Origin of the sequence: Synechococcus sp. PCC 6717, assembly GCF_022698185.1 — a bacterium.
GTDB classification, from domain to species: Bacteria; Cyanobacteriota; Cyanobacteriia; order Thermosynechococcales; family Thermosynechococcaceae; genus Thermosynechococcus; species Thermosynechococcus lividus.
This window is the reverse complement of the sequence record NZ_JAKLTV010000017.1, coordinates 28,776-47,691: the sequence shown is the minus strand read 5'-3', so window position 1 is coordinate 47,691 and position 18,916 is coordinate 28,776. Positions and strand designations below refer to the sequence as shown.

Annotated in this window: 20 protein-coding genes; 8 read left to right on the top strand and 12 right to left on the bottom strand. The window is 54.4% G+C overall.

Annotated features, from left to right (window positions below; all coding sequences use genetic code 11):
- Positions 1-35 precede the first annotated feature (35 nt).
- From L5470_RS08565 to L5470_RS08545, 5 genes are all read right to left on the bottom strand, one after another.
- Positions 36-704 (bottom strand): amino acid ABC transporter permease, encoded by a 669-nt coding sequence (locus L5470_RS08565; protein ID WP_099799684.1) that lies wholly within the window; start codon positions 702-704, stop codon positions 36-38.
- A 9-nt stretch (positions 705-713) separates the two neighbouring features.
- Positions 714-1,637: an ABC transporter substrate-binding protein gene (locus L5470_RS08560; protein WP_499499405.1), complete on the bottom strand. Its 924-nt coding sequence runs from the start codon at positions 1,635-1,637 to the stop codon at positions 714-716.
- Positions 1,638-1,696: 59 nt separating this feature from the next.
- Positions 1,697-4,522 (bottom strand): translation initiation factor IF-2, encoded by a 2,826-nt coding sequence (infB, locus tag L5470_RS08555; RefSeq protein ID WP_499499403.1) that lies wholly within the window; start codon positions 4,520-4,522, stop codon positions 1,697-1,699.
- Positions 4,523-4,733: 211 nt separating this feature from the next.
- A complete protein-coding gene (gene rimM, locus L5470_RS08550; RefSeq protein WP_499499401.1) occupies positions 4,734-5,270 on the bottom strand; it encodes a ribosome maturation factor RimM in 537 nt (178 codons plus the stop codon).
- Positions 5,251-5,865: a precorrin-8X methylmutase gene (locus L5470_RS08545; protein ID WP_499499399.1), complete on the bottom strand. Its 615-nt coding sequence runs from the start codon at positions 5,863-5,865 to the stop codon at positions 5,251-5,253. Before L5470_RS08545 ends, rimM begins: the two co-directional genes overlap by 20 nt.
- Before the next feature lie 187 nt (positions 5,866-6,052).
- On the opposite strand from L5470_RS08545, the gene L5470_RS08540 reads away from it, so the two are divergent.
- The 5 genes from L5470_RS08540 to L5470_RS08520 all read left to right on the top strand — a co-directional run bounded on the left by L5470_RS08540 (position 6,053) and on the right by L5470_RS08520 (position 11,671).
- Positions 6,053-6,544 carry a CGLD27 family protein gene (locus tag L5470_RS08540; protein ID WP_099799960.1) on the top strand — a complete coding sequence of 164 codons (492 nt, stop codon included), beginning with the start codon at positions 6,053-6,055 and terminating at the stop codon, positions 6,542-6,544.
- Positions 6,545-6,582: 38 nt separating this feature from the next.
- A complete protein-coding gene (locus L5470_RS08535) occupies positions 6,583-7,530 on the top strand; it encodes an asparaginase (protein WP_499499396.1) in 948 nt (315 codons plus the stop codon).
- 13 nt (positions 7,531-7,543) lie between these two features.
- Entirely contained in the window at positions 7,544-8,869 is a 1,326-nt protein-coding gene (locus tag L5470_RS08530; RefSeq protein ID WP_448526908.1) for a four-carbon acid sugar kinase family protein, read from the top strand.
- Positions 8,870-8,910: 41 nt separating this feature from the next.
- Positions 8,911-10,869, top strand: coding sequence for a DICT sensory domain-containing protein (locus L5470_RS08525; RefSeq protein WP_499499394.1), 1,959 nt, complete (start codon positions 8,911-8,913; stop codon positions 10,867-10,869).
- A 76-nt stretch (positions 10,870-10,945) separates the two neighbouring features.
- On the top strand, positions 10,946-11,671 hold the full coding sequence (locus L5470_RS08520) for a segregation/condensation protein A (RefSeq protein WP_499499392.1): 726 nt from the start codon (positions 10,946-10,948) through the stop codon (positions 11,669-11,671).
- Here the strand turns inward: L5470_RS08520 and L5470_RS08515 are convergent.
- The 7 genes from L5470_RS08515 to L5470_RS08485 are packed head-to-tail and all read right to left on the bottom strand — an operon-like array spanning position 11,668 to position 15,607.
- On the bottom strand, positions 11,668-12,327 hold the full coding sequence (locus tag L5470_RS08515; RefSeq protein WP_499499487.1) for a Na(+)/H(+) antiporter subunit B: 660 nt from the start codon (positions 12,325-12,327) through the stop codon (positions 11,668-11,670). The two genes, L5470_RS08520 and L5470_RS08515, sit on opposite strands and share 4 nt — an antisense overlap.
- Positions 12,328-12,332: 5 nt before the next feature.
- Positions 12,333-12,863, bottom strand: a complete 531-nt coding sequence (locus tag L5470_RS08510) for a DUF4040 domain-containing protein (protein ID WP_499499390.1) — start codon at positions 12,861-12,863, stop codon at positions 12,333-12,335.
- Positions 12,856-13,137, bottom strand: a complete 282-nt coding sequence (locus L5470_RS08505) for a monovalent cation/H(+) antiporter subunit G (protein ID WP_448527484.1) — start codon at positions 13,135-13,137, stop codon at positions 12,856-12,858. Before L5470_RS08505 ends, L5470_RS08510 begins: the two co-directional genes overlap by 8 nt.
- A gap of 12 nt (positions 13,138-13,149) precedes the next feature.
- Positions 13,150-13,410 (bottom strand): hypothetical protein, encoded by a 261-nt coding sequence (locus L5470_RS08500; RefSeq protein ID WP_099799693.1) that lies wholly within the window; start codon positions 13,408-13,410, stop codon positions 13,150-13,152.
- Positions 13,407-13,838, bottom strand: a complete 432-nt coding sequence (locus L5470_RS08495; protein ID WP_198406056.1) for a Na+/H+ antiporter subunit E — start codon at positions 13,836-13,838, stop codon at positions 13,407-13,409. Before L5470_RS08495 ends, L5470_RS08500 begins: the two co-directional genes overlap by 4 nt.
- Positions 13,835-15,262 (bottom strand): cation:proton antiporter, encoded by a 1,428-nt coding sequence (locus tag L5470_RS08490; RefSeq protein WP_499499387.1) that lies wholly within the window; start codon positions 15,260-15,262, stop codon positions 13,835-13,837. The genes L5470_RS08495 and L5470_RS08490 overlap by 4 nt, the downstream gene beginning before the upstream one ends.
- Positions 15,263-15,607 carry a cation:proton antiporter subunit C gene (locus L5470_RS08485; protein ID WP_499499385.1) on the bottom strand — a complete coding sequence of 115 codons (345 nt, stop codon included), beginning with the start codon at positions 15,605-15,607 and terminating at the stop codon, positions 15,263-15,265.
- Between the two features lie 436 nt (positions 15,608-16,043).
- Between L5470_RS08485 and L5470_RS08480 the strand changes: the two genes are divergently transcribed.
- The 3 genes from L5470_RS08480 to L5470_RS08470 all read left to right on the top strand — a co-directional run bounded on the left by L5470_RS08480 (position 16,044) and on the right by L5470_RS08470 (position 18,904).
- Complete coding sequence (locus tag L5470_RS08480) at positions 16,044-17,645, top strand: NAD(P)H-quinone oxidoreductase subunit 4 (RefSeq protein ID WP_499499383.1); 1,602 nt, start codon at positions 16,044-16,046, stop codon at positions 17,643-17,645.
- A 140-nt stretch (positions 17,646-17,785) separates the two neighbouring features.
- On the top strand, positions 17,786-18,013 hold the full coding sequence (locus L5470_RS08475) for a Calvin cycle protein CP12 (RefSeq protein WP_099799697.1): 228 nt from the start codon (positions 17,786-17,788) through the stop codon (positions 18,011-18,013).
- 30 nt (positions 18,014-18,043) lie between these two features.
- Positions 18,044-18,904 carry a fructosamine kinase family protein gene (locus L5470_RS08470; RefSeq protein ID WP_499499381.1) on the top strand — a complete coding sequence of 287 codons (861 nt, stop codon included), beginning with the start codon at positions 18,044-18,046 and terminating at the stop codon, positions 18,902-18,904.
- The last annotated feature ends 12 nt before the right edge of the window (positions 18,905-18,916 follow it).

The following is an 18,916-nucleotide window of genomic DNA, read 5'->3' as shown; positions in this document are numbered from 1 at the left end:
CAACTGGCTCCAGCAACTGGTAACAGAGGCAACCCCTAGGACATTCTAGCCTTTAGACGGTGTTCGATGTGCCGCCCCCACGCAGCGATCGGCAAACTCATCAACAAATACAGCACCAGCGCTAGGGCATAAAGGGGGAAGGGATGACTACTATGACGGATGATCCAGACCCGCAACACCGATGTCAGATCGACCCCTGCAATCACACTGACAATGGCCGAATCCTTGAGCATATAAATGAAATCATTGATCAGGGGTGGAATAACAATTTGCGCCGCCTGCGGCAAAATCACCCGCACAAACCCCTGCTGCTGGGTCATCCCCAAGGACAGCGCCGCCTCCCGTTGACCCGAATCCACGCCGCCCAGGCCAGCCCGAAAGACCTCTGCTTCGTAAGCGGCATAGTTAAGGGCTAGAGCCGTGACCCCTGCTGTCCACGCATTCACCCACGTTGCTAAATTGATCTGCGCTAAAACTGCCCCGACACCGTAGTACAGCAACAACAGTTGGGTGATCATGGGGGTACCGCGCATCACCTCAATAAATCCGGCAGCAGGCCAGCGCAAAAACAGGTAAGGGGAGGTGGTCATTGCTGCCAAGAGAATGCCAAGCACAATGGCGATCGGGAAGGAAATCGCACAGTAAATAAGGGTATTCAGCGCCCCCCGCAGAAAGGCCGGTAACGCCGCTTGGATTAACTCCATCCCCTACTCCTAAACAATGCCAATTTGCGCTTGCTGATCATTCCACAGTTTCCAGTGCTCATAAATTCGCCGCAGGGTACCATCGGTCTTGAGAATTTCAAGGGCTTGATTGACCTCTGTTTCTAGGGTTTTTGCTTTAGGGCTGCTGGCATTGAAGGCAATGACGTAATTGTTCAGGAAAATTGGCACTCCAATGGGTTTTAGGGCTGGGTTGACCGTGCCGCCGGGGCCTGATCCCAAAACATAGTAGGCCACAATCGGAAAGTCCACCATCACTGCATCAATCCGTCCCTGCACTAGATCATCGAAGGGCAAGTTGCCGTCATAAGCGCGGGTTTTCAGGTTAGGGGCTCGCTCCAGAATTTCTTGAGCTTTGTAGCCAATGCCGGTGCCCACCGTCATCCCTGCCAAGTTGGCAAGGGTAACATCACTTGCAGCATTGTACTGGGCAAACCGCTCGTCATTCGTACGAACCACAATTTGCTGGCCGTAGCGATAATAGGGCTGGGAAAAACGCTGAGTGCGCTCGCGATCGGAGGTAATTTCCCAACCGTTGAGGATGAAATCAAAGCGGTTGGCAGCTAAGGCGGCGGGTAGCTGATCGTAGGCAGTTGCAACAAATACGGCCTTTACACCCATCAGTTTGGCGATCGCGTCGGCAATTTCCACCTCAAAGCCAATGAGTTGACTAGGATTGACCGGATCATAAAACACGTAGGGGGCACCACTGATGGCTTCGGCACCCCACGCCAGCGTGCCTGGGTTCAACAGCCCCTTACTAGAAACAACCCCTGCAGCAGACCTGCCCTCTTCCGTAGCGGTATCGAGATTACCGGCACAGCCCGTCAATAGGGATTTTGTGCCTGCTGCCAAAACAAAAGCCCCTGCCCCTTGAGCTACACGGCGCAAAAATGCCCGTCGTTGCAGTCCCATGCCAGTGTCCTCACGAACCTGAACAGTAGATCACAATCAATGATCAACTCTGCTTCAGTTTAGGTTTTCTCGCTACCGCTGCCAAGACTACGACGTTTTGTCACGGTTTGATAGGCGGCAATAATGTCCCCCTCTTGCCACAGTTGGAAGTCGTCAAGGCGAACACCGCACTCGTACCCCGCAGCCACCTCACGGACATCGTCCTTCATGCGCTTCAACGAGCTAAGGATGCCAGTGTGCACAACGGCCTGCTGTCGCAGCACCCGCACCTTGCAATTGCGCACTAGCTTGCCATTGAGGACATAACAGCCAGCAACCGCCCCCTTGCTGAGGGGGAAGACAGCCCGCACTTCCGCTTGCCCGAGGTCTTCTTCGACGAGTTCCGGCTCTAACAACCCTTCCATTGCCCCTTGAATGTCATCGAGGAGCTTGTAAATAATGTTGTATTCGCGGATATCAACATTGTTTTGATCCGCTGCTTGACGCGCACCACTGGCAAGGGTGGTATTAAAGCCAATAATTACGGCATTACTGGCAGTGGCAAGATCAATATCGGTTTCTGTAATCTCCCCCGGAGCCGCTAGTAAAATGCGCAGCTGCACCTGATCCTGCGGAATCTGGTTCAAGGCCGCTAAGATCGCCTCTACGGAGCCTTGGACATCTGCTTTGAGGATGAGGTTCAGCTCTTTTAGCTCTCCTTCGCGGGCTTGATCTGACAACGAAGTCAGGGACACCCGCCGCGCCGTAGCCGCTTGAGCCAGACGCGATTGCCGCTGAGCCGCAGCACGCTCTTCGGCGATCGCCCGTGCAGATTTTTCATCACTAAAGACTTCAAACTCATCCCCAGCCGCAGGCACCTCTGCCAACCCTAGGACTTCCACAGCAAAGGAGGGGCTAGCGGTTTCCACCCGCTGGCCGCGATCGTCAATCATGGCGCGAACTTTGCCAAAACACGCCCCCGCCACCAAAATATCGCCAACTCGCAGCGTCCCGTTTTGCACAAGCAACGTTGCCACCGGGCCACGGGCACGATCTAAGTGGGCTTCAATAACGGTTCCCTTGGCTGGACGATCCGGATTGGCGTAGAGATCTTCAACCTCCGCCACCAAGAGGATCATCTCTAGCAGCGTATCAAGATTTTGTTGTTGCAAGGCGCTGACGGGCACCATAATCGTTTCGCCACCCCATTCTTCAGGGACAAGGCCAAACTCGGTTAACTCTTGCTTGACGCGATCGGGTTGCGCCGATTCTTTATCAATTTTGTTAATAGCGACAATGATTGGCACCTTTGCCGCTTTGGCATGGCTAATCGCTTCAATGGTTTGCGGCTGCACCCCATCGTCTGCGGCCACCACGAGAACGGCAATGTCCGTCACCCGTGCCCCCCGCGCCCGCATCGCAGTAAAGGCTTCGTGACCGGGGGTATCTAAAAAGACGATCTGGTGCTTCTCGCCATTTTGCTCCACATCCACATGGTAGGCACCAATGTGCTGGGTAATGCCACCGGCCTCGCCTTGGGCAACCTTGGCATTGCGAATGGCATCCAAAAGGCTGGTTTTACCATGGTCAACGTGCCCCATGATCGTCACAACCGGTGGTCGCCGTTGCAAATGGTCTAGGTCACTGGACTCGAGCATTTCAGTGACCTTCGCGGCCTCGGCACTGTGGCTGGCGGTTTCTACGGTAATGCCCAGCTCATTGGCAACCAGTTCAATGGTTTCTACTTCTAGGGTTTGGTTAATGGTGGCCGCAATCCCCTTAAAGAATAAAATTTTAATGATTTCAGCTTCTGAGTGGCGCAGCAAACTGGCCAATTCTTGCACTGACATTGCCCCTTCAATGGTGATGCGTTCCGGTGGGGGCTCTGGGGCGGTTTCTTGGCGGCGATCGCGACTTCGGGGCGGTTTCTTCTCAGGGKGTTTTTCTGGTTTAGTGACTGGGGTGGCAGGGCGGCTAGTGCGTGCGGGCTTTGCTTTGGGGGGACGCTGTAGTGATTGACTTACATCCACGGTCACTTGGGGCAGACCCACCAAACGGCTACTTAGCTCTAGCTCATCATCGTCATCAATAGTTTCTTCCCGTGGCTTCAGGCTCCGCGGCAGCTTCCGCTTGTTGTCTTCCTCTTCAAGATCTTTATTGCGATGCCGATCTTTAATGACTTTGTTGATGGTTCGGGTATCCAAGACCTCAATCCCTGACTCCTCGGGGGGCAGTTTCGGTGGAGTGGGGGAGCGCAGCACTGGTGCCACGGGTTTTGGCGGCGGTTGCAGTTCGGGCAGGGCTGGCTTGGGTGCCATTTCTGGCTTGATGGGTGGCGCCGGACGACGGACAATTTCAATGCGATCTTGACTATGAACCTTGGGTACGTCTGCGACTTTCTCTTTTTTGGGAGACTCTTTGCGCGGTGGTGCCGGTTTCTCGGCTTTTTGGGGACGTGCTGGGGGTGCTACGAGGGCAGGGGCTGGCTTGGGAGGAGCAGGCTCTGGCTTGACGGGGGTAGGAACGGGTTTAGGAGCCTCAGCCCGTGCTTGCTGAGGGGGGTGGGGGCGCACCGGAGCTTTGGGACGGCTGGGAGGTTGCTGCAACTGTGGGGAAGCAGTCGCTGTGTCTGGGCGGGGTTGGGTGTGAACTGCAACAATTTGCTGGTTTTTAGGAGGGGTATTTGTTTTGACTGGCCCTGGGGGGGAGGCCACTTTTTTCGGTGGGGTTGGCTCAGGGGTATAGGTTTTAGCAGTTTCGCGAATGCGATCGGCATCGACATCAGAAATGGTACTGCTGTGACTTTTGTAGGGAATGCCCAAGCGATCGCAGATCGTGAGTAACTCGCGATTGTCTAGGTTTAATTCTTTAGATAGGTCATAAATACGTACTTTACCAATGCTCATGCTGACTCTCAAAATATCTGACGGCGATAATATGTTGTATGGCGGTAGGGCAATCGCTAGGGATTGCGCAGGTCAGGGCTACCGCAATGTAGGGGGAGTTAAAACTTTTTAAGGGGTTGGTTGGGGCAACTCACTCAGCAGATTCTCAATACTAGGGGCAAAATAAATAAAACCAAGTAAGTCTATTATTAACGATTTCGGGGGAGAATGATCAGGGGAGCAAGCCCAAAGGCGGATCAATTTCAATCCGTTGGCGGTCTAGGTCAATCTGAGTAACAATGGCGGGCACAAAAGGAATATACACATTAGCCGCCTCTGGCAGCGCTACCTCCAGCAAGTCATTGCCAGCACTGACTAACCCTACCACCTGACCCACATACCGATCGCCTTGGTAAACCCTAAGGCCAATTAAATCCATCAGATGGTACTCGTTGGCCGCCAGCGGGGGGCGATCGCTGGCAGGTACTAGCACGTCTGCTCCCTTGAGGTGCTCGGCAGCGGTGCGGTTGTCAATTTCCGCAAAGGCGACAACAAACTGTTCGGATCGGGGTAAAAAGCGCCCTCGCACCAGCGTCACGGGGGCGGGTTCCTCGCGGTAGGTGTGGCGCAGCCAGCGTTGCCCGGGGATGGTAAAGCGCTCCGGAAAATCGGAAAATGCTCTGATGCGCACCTCACCCCGCAAGCCATGGGCAGCCACCACTTGGCCAATACACAGCCATTCAGAGGGGTCAGGGGTTGGGTTCACCATAGGCTGTCCATGCCAACTGAATCAGGCCATTCACGATTGCTGTAGCCACAGCCACCCCTCCCTTACTGCCTTTGATCGTAATATGGGGCACCCACGACTTTTGTAAGCGATCCCCAATGGGGGGTAAAAAATTGGGGGCAGCATCGATAATGAGGGCGGGTCGAATCTCTTGGGCTTCCACCAACAGCAGCAGCGGCTCAAGGGCAGAATAATCACTACTAATGACAAAGATGGCCGTTGGATGCCGACGGGCTAAGGTTTCCATGCCAAAGGCAATGCGTGACTTTTCCTGCTGCGGTCGCGTAAAGGTTTCGGCACCGCAATAGATGGGGTTCGCAAAGCTGTCTTGAGTTTGAGGGAGCAGTCCCACCTGCACCATGGTGACAYCCACAACAATGGGGACGTGGGCTGCTAGTGCCGCCACTCCCGACTGCAACGCCTGCTCTGAGTACCGAATGAGATGGAGGTATTCCAGATCCCCAGTGGCATAGACCACCCGCCGGACAACGTCGTACTCTGCTGGACTGAGGTTATGCCCAGCCAAAAGCTGATCGATCAGTCGAAGTTGAGCCACGTCGGCCTGATGCCATTCCATGCAGACTTACCGCAAAGGGGAAAGGACTAATCACTATAGCAACAAACGTCTCGCCTCACTAGCGCAGGCGTGTTGGGTGCCATCCCCTAGTTTACGGGCTGAGGGCAGCGTTTCATCCACTCGTGAATCGATCCACGATCCCAAAGAGACTGGTATGCTGGAGGCAGTGTCTTCACATTTTGCCACTGTGTCTCAAACGCTCTGTCCTGTTCCGGCGGATCAGCGACCGATTAACGAGTACCGCGATTTACAAGGGTCGTGGTTTTTTGGCTGGTCTATGTGGCCGTTGCCCCGCTTTCAACGCCGTTTAGCACTGCTTTGGGGGATGGCGGGGGTGGTGAGTGGGCCACTGGCGATCGCCAGCATGACGAGCCAAGCAGCACCCGCTAAGGTGGCAGTGGCGGGGGTACTTGGAGCAAACCTCTTCGTGTTACTGGTCGTTGTGCGGTTAATCTTAGGCTGGCTCTACGTGGGCGATCGCCTGCAACGCCCCACCGTCATCTACGAAGAAACAGGGTGGTACGACGGTCAAGAGTGGCCAAAGCCAGAAGCAGAACTCGCTCAAGATCGGCTGATTTACACCTACGAGCTACGGCCCATTTTGCAACGGTTACGGGTTACCTTGATCATACTCCTTCTCTTTTCCGTTAGCCTGATTGGGCTTTGGGGCTGGTTGTAGTCCCTGCAATGTTTTATGGTGTCCTAAATTAATAACCTATGGCGAAACGAACCCAGTCCCCTCCTCTTGAGGTCTGTTTATTACGGGAAGGAATTATTGAATCCAAGCATCATGCCCATGGGGTTGTGTGTGATGCCCGCGGGCGTATCCTTGCCTTGGCGGGCAATGCCGAAACTGCCGCCTTTATTCGCTCAGCTCTAAAACCCTTACAAGCCTTGGCGGTGACCACCACTGGCACCATGGAGCGGTTTGACCTCAGCGATCGCGACCTTGCAATTATCTGTAGCTCTCACCAAGGGCGCATTGAGCAAGTGCGACAGGTCTTTAATATTCTGTGGCGCGGCGATGTTGATCCCACTGCCTTGCAATGTCCGGTTCCCCAAGGGCGGCAAGGGGCATTAGCCCATAACTGTTCTGGCAAGCACGCAGGGATGCTCGTCGTCTGTCAGCAACGCAACTGGCCTTTGGGCAGCTATTTGCACAAAAATCATCCGGTTCAACAGCTAATTTTGACTAAAGTTGCAGAACTGTTGAAAATGCCCGCAGCAGAATTCATCTATGCCCACGATGACTGCGGTGCCCCCACCTACCTGATGCAGTTAGTGCAAATGGCCACCCTCTACGGTCAGTTAGCCTCCGGCAATGACTGGGSGATGGAGCGCKTTGTACGAGCCATGACCCACCATCCGGATTTTGTGGCGGGGCCGGGGGAGTTTGACAGCGAACTCATGCGCCTCACGGAAGGGGAAGTGCTGAGCAAATCCGGTGCCGAAGGGATTCAATGCCTTGGCCGGGTTGGGGAAGGGATGGGGCTGGCCATCAAAGTCACTGATGGTGCTAAGCGTGCGAAGTATGCTGTCGCCATTCAACTGCTGAAACAATTGGGCTGGATTACCCCTAGTGTGGCAGAAGCCCTTGGAGAGCAGTTCCTAACGCTGAATCAKTTTACCCGCCTTGAGGTGAATGGCGAGCTAACCTTCGCTTAGGGGAATAATAATCATGGCTCAACCTAAAATCATTGTGCTAGACGATGACCCCACCGGCTCCCAAACCGTTCATAGTTGCCTGCTGTTGACCCGCTGGGATGTGGACACCCTCTGCACGGGGTTAACCGATAGCGTCCCCATCTTTTTTATCCTCACCAATACCCGCGCCTTACCGGCGGTTGAGGCGGCTGAGGTCACGCGCACCGTCTGCCGTCATCTGAAGCAAGCGTTGGCGCTAACAGGAGTCAGCGACTATATCGTGGTTAGCCGCTCTGACTCAACCCTGCGGGGGCACTATCCCCTTGAAACCGATGTCATTGCTGCGGAGCTAGGACCGTTTGATGCCCATTTTCTGGTGCCAGCCTTTCTGGAGGGGGGACGCATTACCCGCAACAGCCAGCATGTTCTGATGGTTGAGGGGCAGCCTGTGCCAGTGCATGAAACGGAGTTTGCCCGGGATTCAGTGTTTGGCTATCGCCATAGTTATCTGCCGGAGTATGTGGCGGAAAAAACGGCAGGACGCATTCCTGCAGCGGCAGTGGAGCGCATTTTACTGCCAGATCTGCGCAGTGCTGGGTTGGCTCAGCGGTTAGCACGCTTGACGGGGAATGTCTGTGGGGTTGTGGATGCCGAAACCCAAGCGGATCTGGATCAGTTTGCTGCTGCCGTTCTTGAGGTTGCCAGTGGCGGCAAGCGGTTTTTATTTCGCAGTGCGGCGAGCTTACTCACGGCATTGGCTCAGTTACCGCCGCAGCCGATCCCACCGGAGGCGATGGCGACCTATTGTCGCCCCGGGCGGCGCGGCGTGGTGCTGGTGGGTTCCCACGTCCGTAAAACCACCGAGCAGCTAGAGGTGTTACTCTCAGAACCCGATATTGCCCCCATTGAAGTGCCGGTTGCTCCCCTCAAAGACAGTGCCACCGCAGAAGCGCAGATTATTGCCACGGTGCTAGAGGCGGTGAACGGTGCCGTTGCGGCGGATCAAACACCGGTGATTTTCACCAGTCGGCAGGAGCTGACCTTTGCGGATGCGGCTACACGTCTTGCCTTTGGCCAGCGGGTGTCTGAGGTGTTGATGGCTATTGTGCAGCAGTTACCTACAGACCTACGCTTTTTGATCAGTAAGGGGGGGATTACCTCTAACGATGTGTTAAGTAAGGGCTTGGCACTGCCGACGGTACGGCTGTTGGGGCAAATTTTGCCGGGCTGTTCGGTGGTGCGCACTGGTGCTGATCACCCTCGGTTCCCCAATTTACCCGTGGTGCTCTTTCCGGGGAATGTGGGCGATCGCCAAGGGTTGGCCACGGTTTATCATCGCTTGCATTGTGCAAAGGGCTAATTATGGATAATTACTGATAATGGTAGCGTAGGGCATTGTTGATGGATTGTTTCCATGGCCAACAAGAGGCCAACAAGATCATTGTTAGGTCGGTTCTTGAGGATTTGTTGGCACAGATCCCCCGTTTGCGATCGCAGTTGTACTTTAAGACCTCCCTCACTGCCTTATCCCATGCAATGGAAGATCAGGTTTTGGCCAGTGCTGATACCCCAATTATTATTGCCTGTTTTCAGCGGGAGCGGTTTTATCGGCAAGAAGCGCATCGCTATCAGCGCATTGCCAGCAAATCAGATCAGGTTTATGTTTTAGCCGCACCGGAAACCGAGTTTACAAATTGCTCCGGAGACTACGAAACCATTGCCTTTGATCCGCAGGATGCCCTCAGTCAGGAGTGGCACTTGGTGGTGCTTAGCCCTAACTACAGCACCTGTTTAATCTGTCGTGAGGTGCGGCGATCGCCCACGGCAACCCGACCAGATGTGCTGCCCCCCCTCGATCAGGCGCGGCGCTTTGAAGGGATTTGGACGTTTGACCGCGAGGTTACGGCCACAGCGGCAACAATGCTGCTGCAACGAATTCAGGAATACCGCCCAGAGCTATGCCAAAAAGTAAGTACAGCGTTGAGCATGGTGGCGCAGTTTCGCTGCCGCGAGGGATGTAGCGGCGACCCGGCTCCCTTCGCCGATCGCCTAGTCACCTATCTGCAAGCGGGGCAATACAAGCAAATTAAAGCCTATCGCCAAATTGCGATCCAAGAGCGCAAGGAACGCCTCACCAATGCGATGACCACTACAATTCGTAACTCCCTGAACCCAGCGGAAATTTTGACCCAAGCAGTAGCGGAACTTGGCACAGTGCTAGAGAGCGATCGCTGTTTGATCTACCGCTGCCGCAGTACCGATAGTCGGGTGCGCATTGAGTACGAGTACACCACAGCAGGAACCCCCTCCCTGCGTCATCAGTACTGGCCTGTGGCCGAGCATCCCTACACGCAGCAAGCCCTAGCCCATCAACAGGCGGTGCAGGTCGATGATCTGAGGGCGGATCCGCGCTGGCAACATCCTGAGGAGGCGAAGTATTTTAAGCCCTTAGAAACTGCCGCTGTTCAAGCCCTCTTGCTTGCCCCTGTGCTTTACCAAGGGCGCTTACTGGGAATGGTAGAACTGCACCGCACCACCCCAGTACCTTGGCACGATATGGATGCGGAACTGGTGGCGGCGATCGCCATCCAAGTGGGGGTTGCCCTCATTCAAGCGGAAGCCTATGCCGATCTCGAAGAACTAAACGCCCAGCTAGAAGCCCTCGATCGCACCCGCAGCAACTTGATTGCCATTACCGGCCACGAACTGCGCACCCCCCTTTCGACCATCCAAATTTGCCTCGAAAGCCTCGCCAGTGAACCGGACATGGATCCAGAACTGCGGCAAGTGATGCTGAGTACGGCTCTTGCCGATGCCGAGCGGATGCGCAAACTCATTCAGGACTTTCTTACCCTGTCCCAACTAGAGAGTGGCCGTGTCCAGTGGCGACCCGAACCCTTGCCCATTCAGGAACTGGTGGATTTAGCCCTCAGCAGCCTGCGCACGCCGAAAGAACAACTGCCCAGCATTCATGCCACCCTCCCCCAAGAGTTGCCCCTTGTTCGAGCCGATGGGGAATGGCTGGTGGAGGTACTCTCTAAGCTGCTCGACAACGCCTGTAAGTTTACAGAGCAGTCTGGCCAAGTCTCGATTGTGGCCACACCGCGCCAAGATGGGTTACTGGAGGTAACCATTGCCGATACAGGCCGCGGCATTGAGCCGGATCGGCTGGAAACTATTTTTGACCGTTTTTACCAAGAAGAGGGCGCACTGCGACGATCCGCGGGGGGCACTGGTCTGGGGTTGGCGATCTGCCGCCAAATCATTACAAACCTCGGCGGGCAAATTTGGGCAGAGTCCGCTGGGCGCGATCGCGGCAGTGAATTTCACTTTACAATTCCCCTCGCTGACCCCTTGTGATGAATTTCCCCTTCAATGACGCATAACCTTATACGCATAACCCTATAAGATGTGAAAAAAACAATGGGCACAAGCCATGGCGCGATCGTTTGCAGATACAGCCATTGATATTTTGATTGAGCTGGCAGAGCGAGGGGAGATTGATCCGTGGGACATCCAAGTCATTGATGTGTTCGATCGCTGCCTAGCAGAACTGGCCAGTCGCGGTCAACCCAACCTGAGTGAATCCGGCCAAGCCTTCCTGTATGCGGCTATGCTGGTGCTCCTCAAAAGCGATCGCCTCGTGGCTGTTGACGAGGCACCTCTGGAGGAGGATCTTGAGCCGGACAGGACAGATATGGCACCCAACCCATCCTTGGTGGTCTGGCCCGGTCAACTGGAGCAGCACCTCCACCGCCGTCTGGTGGCTCCTCCTCAGCAGCGCCGCCGGGTAACCCTCGATGAACTGATTGTCCACCTCAAAACAATGGCAGTGCAGACCGAGCGGGCCAAGGTCTTGCGCCCCCACACCCCCCGCAGCCGTCGCCGTCCCACCACCCTCAAAGCCATTACCCAACTGGCGCACCAAGAAAACCTCACGGAACTAGCCGCAGAGGTTGAAACCCTCTTAGCCAGAGTCGCACCGGCAGGGACATGGCTGGAACTCAGGGATCTCCTCAGCCTGAAGAATGATCCCGTGGGCATATTTTGGGCATTACTATTTTTAGCCGCCCAGTCCAAAGTCGATCTCAGTCAAGACACTTTCTATCAGGGGTTGCAGGTACGCTCCTGCGGTGTCGAGGCTGTTGCGCTCGAAGCCTAGAGTAAGCCGCGATAGCGAATAAAGGTGAGAACCGCAGCCCACGACCCCAAAGCGACTTTGAGGGCAATCAGAATATTCAGCCAAGGAATCATCCCACCGCTGAGGAGCGTGCCAAATTCCCCTGTGGGTAGCTCAACCCCCATGAGCAAACTAGCACCACAAAGGATAAAAACGATAACGGAAACTTTCTCCCATGTGGCGGCATGGAAACGCTGGTAAATACTCTCTAGCCATTCTGGGGCAGAGGTAATCGCCACCAGACCAATCGCCGTGCCGCCAGCCACCCCAGCTGCAAAGCCACCGCCAGGACTAAGGTGCCCCCGCAATGCCAGTTCAATGCAGACCAGCGAACAAATGGTGGCACCAAACTGCGCCAGGACAATCGAGGGTTGATCGTTAAAACGGCTGACATGCCCTAGGGGAGCTTCGTTGGCGAGGAGGTATTGTGACCCCAAAATGGCAATGGTAAACACAACAACTTCAAAAATGGTGTCGTAGAGACGATTGCGTAGTAGAATCCCTGTCACTGCATTCGGTATCCCCGCTTCTGTCACAAGGGTGCTGACAATGGCTGCCGTGGGTTCGGAAAAGAGGGTGGGTAAAGCCAGCATTTTAATCAAGAGCAGCAGCGCCGCCAGTCCATAAATCACCATCATGATGCTCATTGGGGTGCCTCCTCGTCCGTTGTCAGGGGGTAGTACACTAAGTCTGTCCATTCGGCCAAAGCAGGTTTGAGGAGGGTGTAAAGGCGAGCTATACGAGTCATGGTCAACAATTGTCGATCGTCTTCAGCACACAGAACATGAATGTCGCGTTGGTGGAGAGCGCTTTTTAACTGCCCAACGGTGGGATAGACAATCAGCTCGACCCGTAAATGGTAGGGAGCCACTGCGACCCGTAGAGTCTCTAACAGATGGTCTAAGGTATCGGTGGACAGGGCAGAGGCGAGCACCCCTAGGCGCAATACCAGTGAGGAGCGCACGGCGACAGCGTAGAGCATAATCGAGAGCATGGTACCCACCAATGCCTCCGTTAGCGCCACATCCGCTGCCCCTAGCACCGCATAAATTAAGGCAGCAACGGCACCGACAATGCCACGGATGACCAGAGCATGGTAAGGGTTGCTCTGAAAGACTAACATCAAGGCGGTGAGGGGCAACAGGGTTGTGACAGCAATCAACCAGTTATCCATCGCTGTCCTCCCCTTGGGAGCAATAGGCCAACACGTACCCCAGAATCGTATTCCAGAGGGCAAGGGAAATAACGGCCAACAACAGGAGTGGCCACTCCCGCGGAATGCGCAGCAGTACCCCCAACATGATGGCCATCGACCCTAGGGTATCGGCAATCGATAAATAGTGCAGCTTAAAGAGGGGCGATCGCCGCCCCACTAGCGGCCACGTTCCCCACAGCCACAAAAAGAGGCCAAAACTAATGCAGGCATAACTCAGCCATTGTAAAACCATGTCCCCAGCTCCCTAAAGATTGGCCACATCCCGCAGCCGGCGGAGAATTTGTGCTAGCAGCATCAATGCACCGTTGCCAACGCTGAGAATAATAACCCCGACAATACCAATCATCCAATCATCGCGATCCACCGATACCATCAAAATCATGATGGCCGTCTTGGTGGCAATGCTGGCAAAGGCCAACATTTTCGACCAAATATGCTCCCCTTTCCAAGCAGCGTACAGGGGAATGCACAGGATAAACAGCATCAGCACTAAAAAAGCCGTCATTGTCCACTATCCTCTTTGGGGTTTTTGGTTGTCCCTAACTGTGGCCGTTGCTGAACTAGTTCATGCACCTCGAACCACCCCTGTTCGTCGTAGTGCAGCACAATGGTTTTGGGGGTAAAGGTAATGGCAAAAATATCGAGGAAAATTAACCCTGGCGATCGCGTCGGGCTGACGGGTTGACGCACCACTGCTTCATGCCGATGCGGGCGCAGCAGGATTTCAATCGCTTCGGCGTAGGCACGGGGGACGGCCATGGCCACTTTGCCTAGGGTACTGAGCCACTGCCTGAGGCTGGCTGCCCGTACCCGGCTTTGGGGCAGCAGTAAAGCCACCACCACGCCAATGAGGACATTCACCAGTCCAAAGTCTGCGGTGAGCAGCAGCCAAATGGCTAACCGCAATGCAAAATTCAGATAATTGATCGTCATAGCGCCAACCACACCAAGCCAATTAACAGCAACAGCATTACCCCCAGTAAATGCTCGAGCCGCTCCCAGGCGCCCCGCCATGAGGACTCCCAACGAGACACCCCCAGCCCCACAAGGAGCAGCCCCACCGCTGGCGGCACCAGAGACCGCAGCAGGTTCGCTGGGGTGTAGGCTTGCAGGTAACCAGCATCAGCAAATACCAGACCGCCAAGCAGCACCAACGTGGCCGCACCATAACCAAGGGGCAGTGGGGTTGAGGTCGGCTGCTGCGGAATAAACACCAGTTTGCTATAGATGGTGGCGGTCAAAAAGCCAGCCCCATACAATAGTCCTTGTTGCCATGGCGCTAGGTAACTGATTGTCAGCGCCTTGGCACTGAAACCTGCTAACAGGGGCACGCCAACAATGCCATAGCCAGCAATGATCATGGCGATCGCGATCGGACGCGCCATGCCGTGCTGTCGTAGCTCACTCAGGCGATAGTGGCGCAATTCACCTACACTGAGGAATAGGGCAGCTTTTGCCAGTCCATGCATCAGAGCATACAAGCCCGCCGCCGCCGGCGAAATAATCACCCACCCCAGTTGGCCAAGGGTACTAAAGCTGAGCAATCGTCGCACATCATCAGCCACCAACGCTAGGAGTGGGCCAAAGAAAATCGAACCGAGAGCAAACAGTTGCACGATCTTGCTAATTTCCCCATAGAGCAGGCTCAACCGCACCAAAGCAAAAACCCCAGCATTTTCAACAATTCCAGCTAACAGTGCCGCCACCACCGGCGCAGCCACGACATTGGTTTGGGGCAGCCAAAGACCGCTGACAAAGATCGCCCCCTTGGCTAACAGTGCCATCAAAATCAGTGCCACCGCCTCTGGGGGAGCGTGCAGCAAGACATCAAAGGAAAAGCTGTGACTGGCCTGATAGACTAAGCCCACCCCCATCAAATAAAAGAGCATGGCCACATTGCCCACCATCAGGTAGCGCAGGCCAATCCACAGGGGGCGATCGCCCCGGGGATAGGCAATTAAAAGAAAGACCACTATCCCCAACACCTCTAGGTTGACGTAGAGGCTAAGAAAATCCGCCGAGATAAAAACCGTATTGGCACTGCCGTGAAGCAGGCACAGCAGCACGTAAAAAAAAGCCTTATAGTTACAGCGCCAGGTATAGAGCACTGCCGCCAAGAGGACAAGGGCATTCGTGACAATGAAATAGCCACTGAGGCTATCAATGCGTAGGGCAATGCCAAAACTATCCATCAACACAAAGGAGAAGTTGATGTCTTGGATGGTGATGGCTAGCCCCACGCAGAGCGACAGCACGGCGATCGCCAAGGTCAACCCCCGCGCCAACACCGGCAGTAAATAGAGCGTGAGTCCGGCCACAAAGGGGACTAAAATCCAAGCGATCGCTAAATCAGTCATCTACAAATACTTCTGATCAATTTCACTTGTTTCTAGGGTCGGGTTATCCCGCGCCAGCTTCATGGCGGCCACCAGCATCAGCGTTTGGATTGACAAACCAATCACAATCGCCGTCAGAATCACCCCTTGGGGCACTGGATCAGAGTAGGCAATCGTCGGTGCTGCCCCCGGACGTAAAATCGGTGTCACCAACCCACTATGGGTGGCAATCACAACAAAGAGGGCAACAACCCCAGTACTCATCACATCCATCGTCACGATTTTCATGAGGAGATTTTTTTTAATGATGGTGGCTAAAAACCCCACCAAAATGGTGATAAAGACACTGGCTTCCAGATAGATCATGGGGACAGCTCCTCCACGGTGGCCATAGGTGGATCAGGACTATCAAATGCCAATCGTAACAGGGAGGGCTGCAAAAGTTGTCAGTTTTACCATAGCAATGATTATCACAGGGAACCCCGCCAGCACTAATCCAGAGCAATTTTCGGCCACAAAAAGATTGAGCAGGGTCACATTCGATGTTGCCCCTACTACGACAAAGAAGATAGGCACCACCAAATTGTTGGAAGAGCCGAGCCTTGGCAGGCAACAATTGATTATCTTACCTTTGTCACGTTCAATATAGACAGCCTATTGAATAGATTTTAATAAATGAAATAACCGCAAAGTTTATAATTTAGAAAAATGCTTAACAATTTGCAACATTAGGACGAATAGGTATATATTCTTATTTAGATGCTCTAACTGTTTACTGGATTCGTCCCTTGGGGGTTTGTCAATGAATGCCCAATTTCCTTGGCTGACTGTACTGACGGTGTTGCCGTTAGTGGCTGCACTTTTGATTCCCTTGTTGCCCGATCGCGATGGCAAGACAGTCCGCTGGTATGCACTGGCGATCGCGCTCGTTGAATTTGCCCTTTCAGCTACCGTATTTTGGCAGCACTACGATGGTCAGTCTGCCCAGATTCAGATGGTGGAGACCGTGGCGTGGCTGCCGCAAATTGGCCTGAATTGGTCATTGGCGGTGGATGGTCTTGCCGTTCCCCTAATTTTGCTGACGGGTCTAGTCAACACAGTGGCAATTTTTGCAGCTTGGCAGGTCAGGCAAAAGCCACGCTTGTTTTACTTCCTGATGCTGGCGCTCTATAGTGCTCAAGTTGGCGTGTTTGCCGCTCAAGACTTAATTCTCTTTTTCCTGATTTGGGAACTGGAGTTAGTGCCGGTCTATTTATTGATTTCAATCTGGGGAGGCCCCAAACGGCAGTACGCGGCCACTAAGTTTATTCTCTACACCGCTGTTGGCTCGGTCTTTATCCTCCTGGCGGGGTTAGCGATGGCCTTTTACGGCGGTGACGTCACATTGAATATGGCAGCCTTGGGGTTAAAAGACTATCCCTTGGCGCTCGAGCTGTTTGCCTATGCTGGGTTCCTGTTGGCCTTTGGGGTGAAGCTGCCCATTTTCCCGCTGCACACGTGGCTACCGGATGCCCATGGCGAAGCCTCCGCACCTGTCTCGATGGTCTTGGCAGGGGTGCTGCTGAAGATGGGGGGGTATGGCCTCATTCGCTTTAACCTACAAATGCTGCCGGATGCGCACATTTACTTCGCCCCTGTCTTGATTGCCCTAGGGGTCGTGAATATTGTCTATGGCGCCCTAACGGCTTTTGCCCAAGAAAACCTGAAGCGGCGGCTGGCCTACTCCTCCATTTCTCACATGGGGTTTGTGCTCTTGGGGATTGGTGCCCTCAATAGCGTTGGTCTGAATGGGGCGATGTTGCAAATGCTCTCCCACGGACTCATTGCAGCGGTGTTATTCTTCTTGGCGGGCGTCACCTACGATCGCACCCACACCCTAGCGATGGAAAAAATGAGTGGCATTGCCCAATCGATGCCGAAAACCTTTGCCCTCTTTACTGCGGGGTCGATGGCCTCCTTGGCCTTGCCGGGGATGAGTGGCTTTGTCAGCGAACTCACAGTCTTTTTAGGGCTGACCAGCAGTGATGCCTACTCCACAACCTTCAAGGTAGGCGTGATTTTCCTTGCGGCAGTGGGGCTGATTATTACACCAGTGTATTTGCTCTCGATGGTGCGGCGGGTGTTCACCGGCCAGCAGGGTGGGGATATGTTTGACAAGCTGTTGCTGGACATTAACCCCCGCGAAACCTTTATTGCCCTTTCGTTGCTGCTCCCCATTTTGGCAGTGGGCATGTATCCTAAGCTGGCGACCCAAACCTACGATGTCACGACCACGGCGATCGCCACTCAGGTTCATGCGGCCTTACCTGCCATTGCTCAGCATCACCTACCCCTTTACGCGCAACTGACCCAGTCTGCACCGATGTTACCCACAGAGGCCACGGTGGCGGTGAACCGCCTCTAGGGGTGCTAACTGGCCAAGCCGACAGTTCTCTCCATGACTGTCAATGGCAGCAAGGAGCATTCGTTGCTAAAGTGGAGTAACGGCATTCCTGCCCTTGGGCAGATTGCATAAACTGAATAAGGTGATTCAATACACGCTCTATGAGTAATCTTGAGAAACAAATTGAGCAAGCTCGTGAGGAAGCGCATCAGGTGTGTGATACCGAAGGTGTGACCTCTGGACAATGTGCCGCTGCATGGGATGCCCTAGAAGAACTCCAAGCAGAAGCCGCCCATCAGCGGACTGAACAGCAAGAGCATAAAACCTCGTTTCAGCAATACTGCGACGATAATCCTGACGCTGCGGAGTGTCGCATTTACGACGACTAGGCCACCCATACCTTGTCGGGGTATTCTTCCATGAGTCGCTGGCCACAACTGTGGGATCGCCTTGAGGCGGCAACCGGTCAGCGACTTCATGACGGTAAAGCCTTGGCGGTGGGTGGCGGCAGCATTAACGATGCTTACGTTTGGCAGCATCCCCAGCAGACCCTATTTGTAAAGTTTAATCGTCCAGAGCGGGAGGCGATGTTTGCTGCCGAGGCGCTGGCTCTTGAGGCGATCGCCAGTGTCCAAGCCATTCGTGTGCCTAAGCCCATCCTTTGGGGCACCGTTGCGGGGGCTAGCTTTTTAGTACTGGAGTATTTGCCCCTGACCAGCCATGGGGACTGGCGACAGATGGGGGTGCACCTAGCGCAGCTGCACCGACAGGGAACCGGCGATCGCTACGGCTGGGTGCAAGATAACACCATTGGTGCCACCCCTCAGATCAACCCTTGGTCTGACCACTGGCCAGACTTTTTTGCAGAGGCACGCCTAGGCTACCAGTTTAAGTTAGCCCGACGGCGGGGCGGAGTGTTTCCCCAGGCGGATGCACTCTTAGCACGGGTGAGTGACCTGCTCAATCATCACCCCACCCCAACTCTTGTGCACGGTGATCTGTGGTCAGGGAACGCTGCGTTTATCCGCGGTGGTGAGCCAGTGATTTTTGACCCTGCCAGCTACTACGGCGATCGCGAGGTGGACGTAGCAATGACTGAACTATTTGGCGGCTTTCCTAGGGCATTTTATGAGGGCTACGCAGACACCTACCCCCTCGCCTCTGGCTACGAGCAGCGCAAGACACTCTATAACCTGTATCACATCCTCAACCACTTCAACCTCTTTGGCGGTAGCTACGAAGCCCAAGCACAGCGGATGATTCAACAACTGTTGCGCTGATATAATACCTCT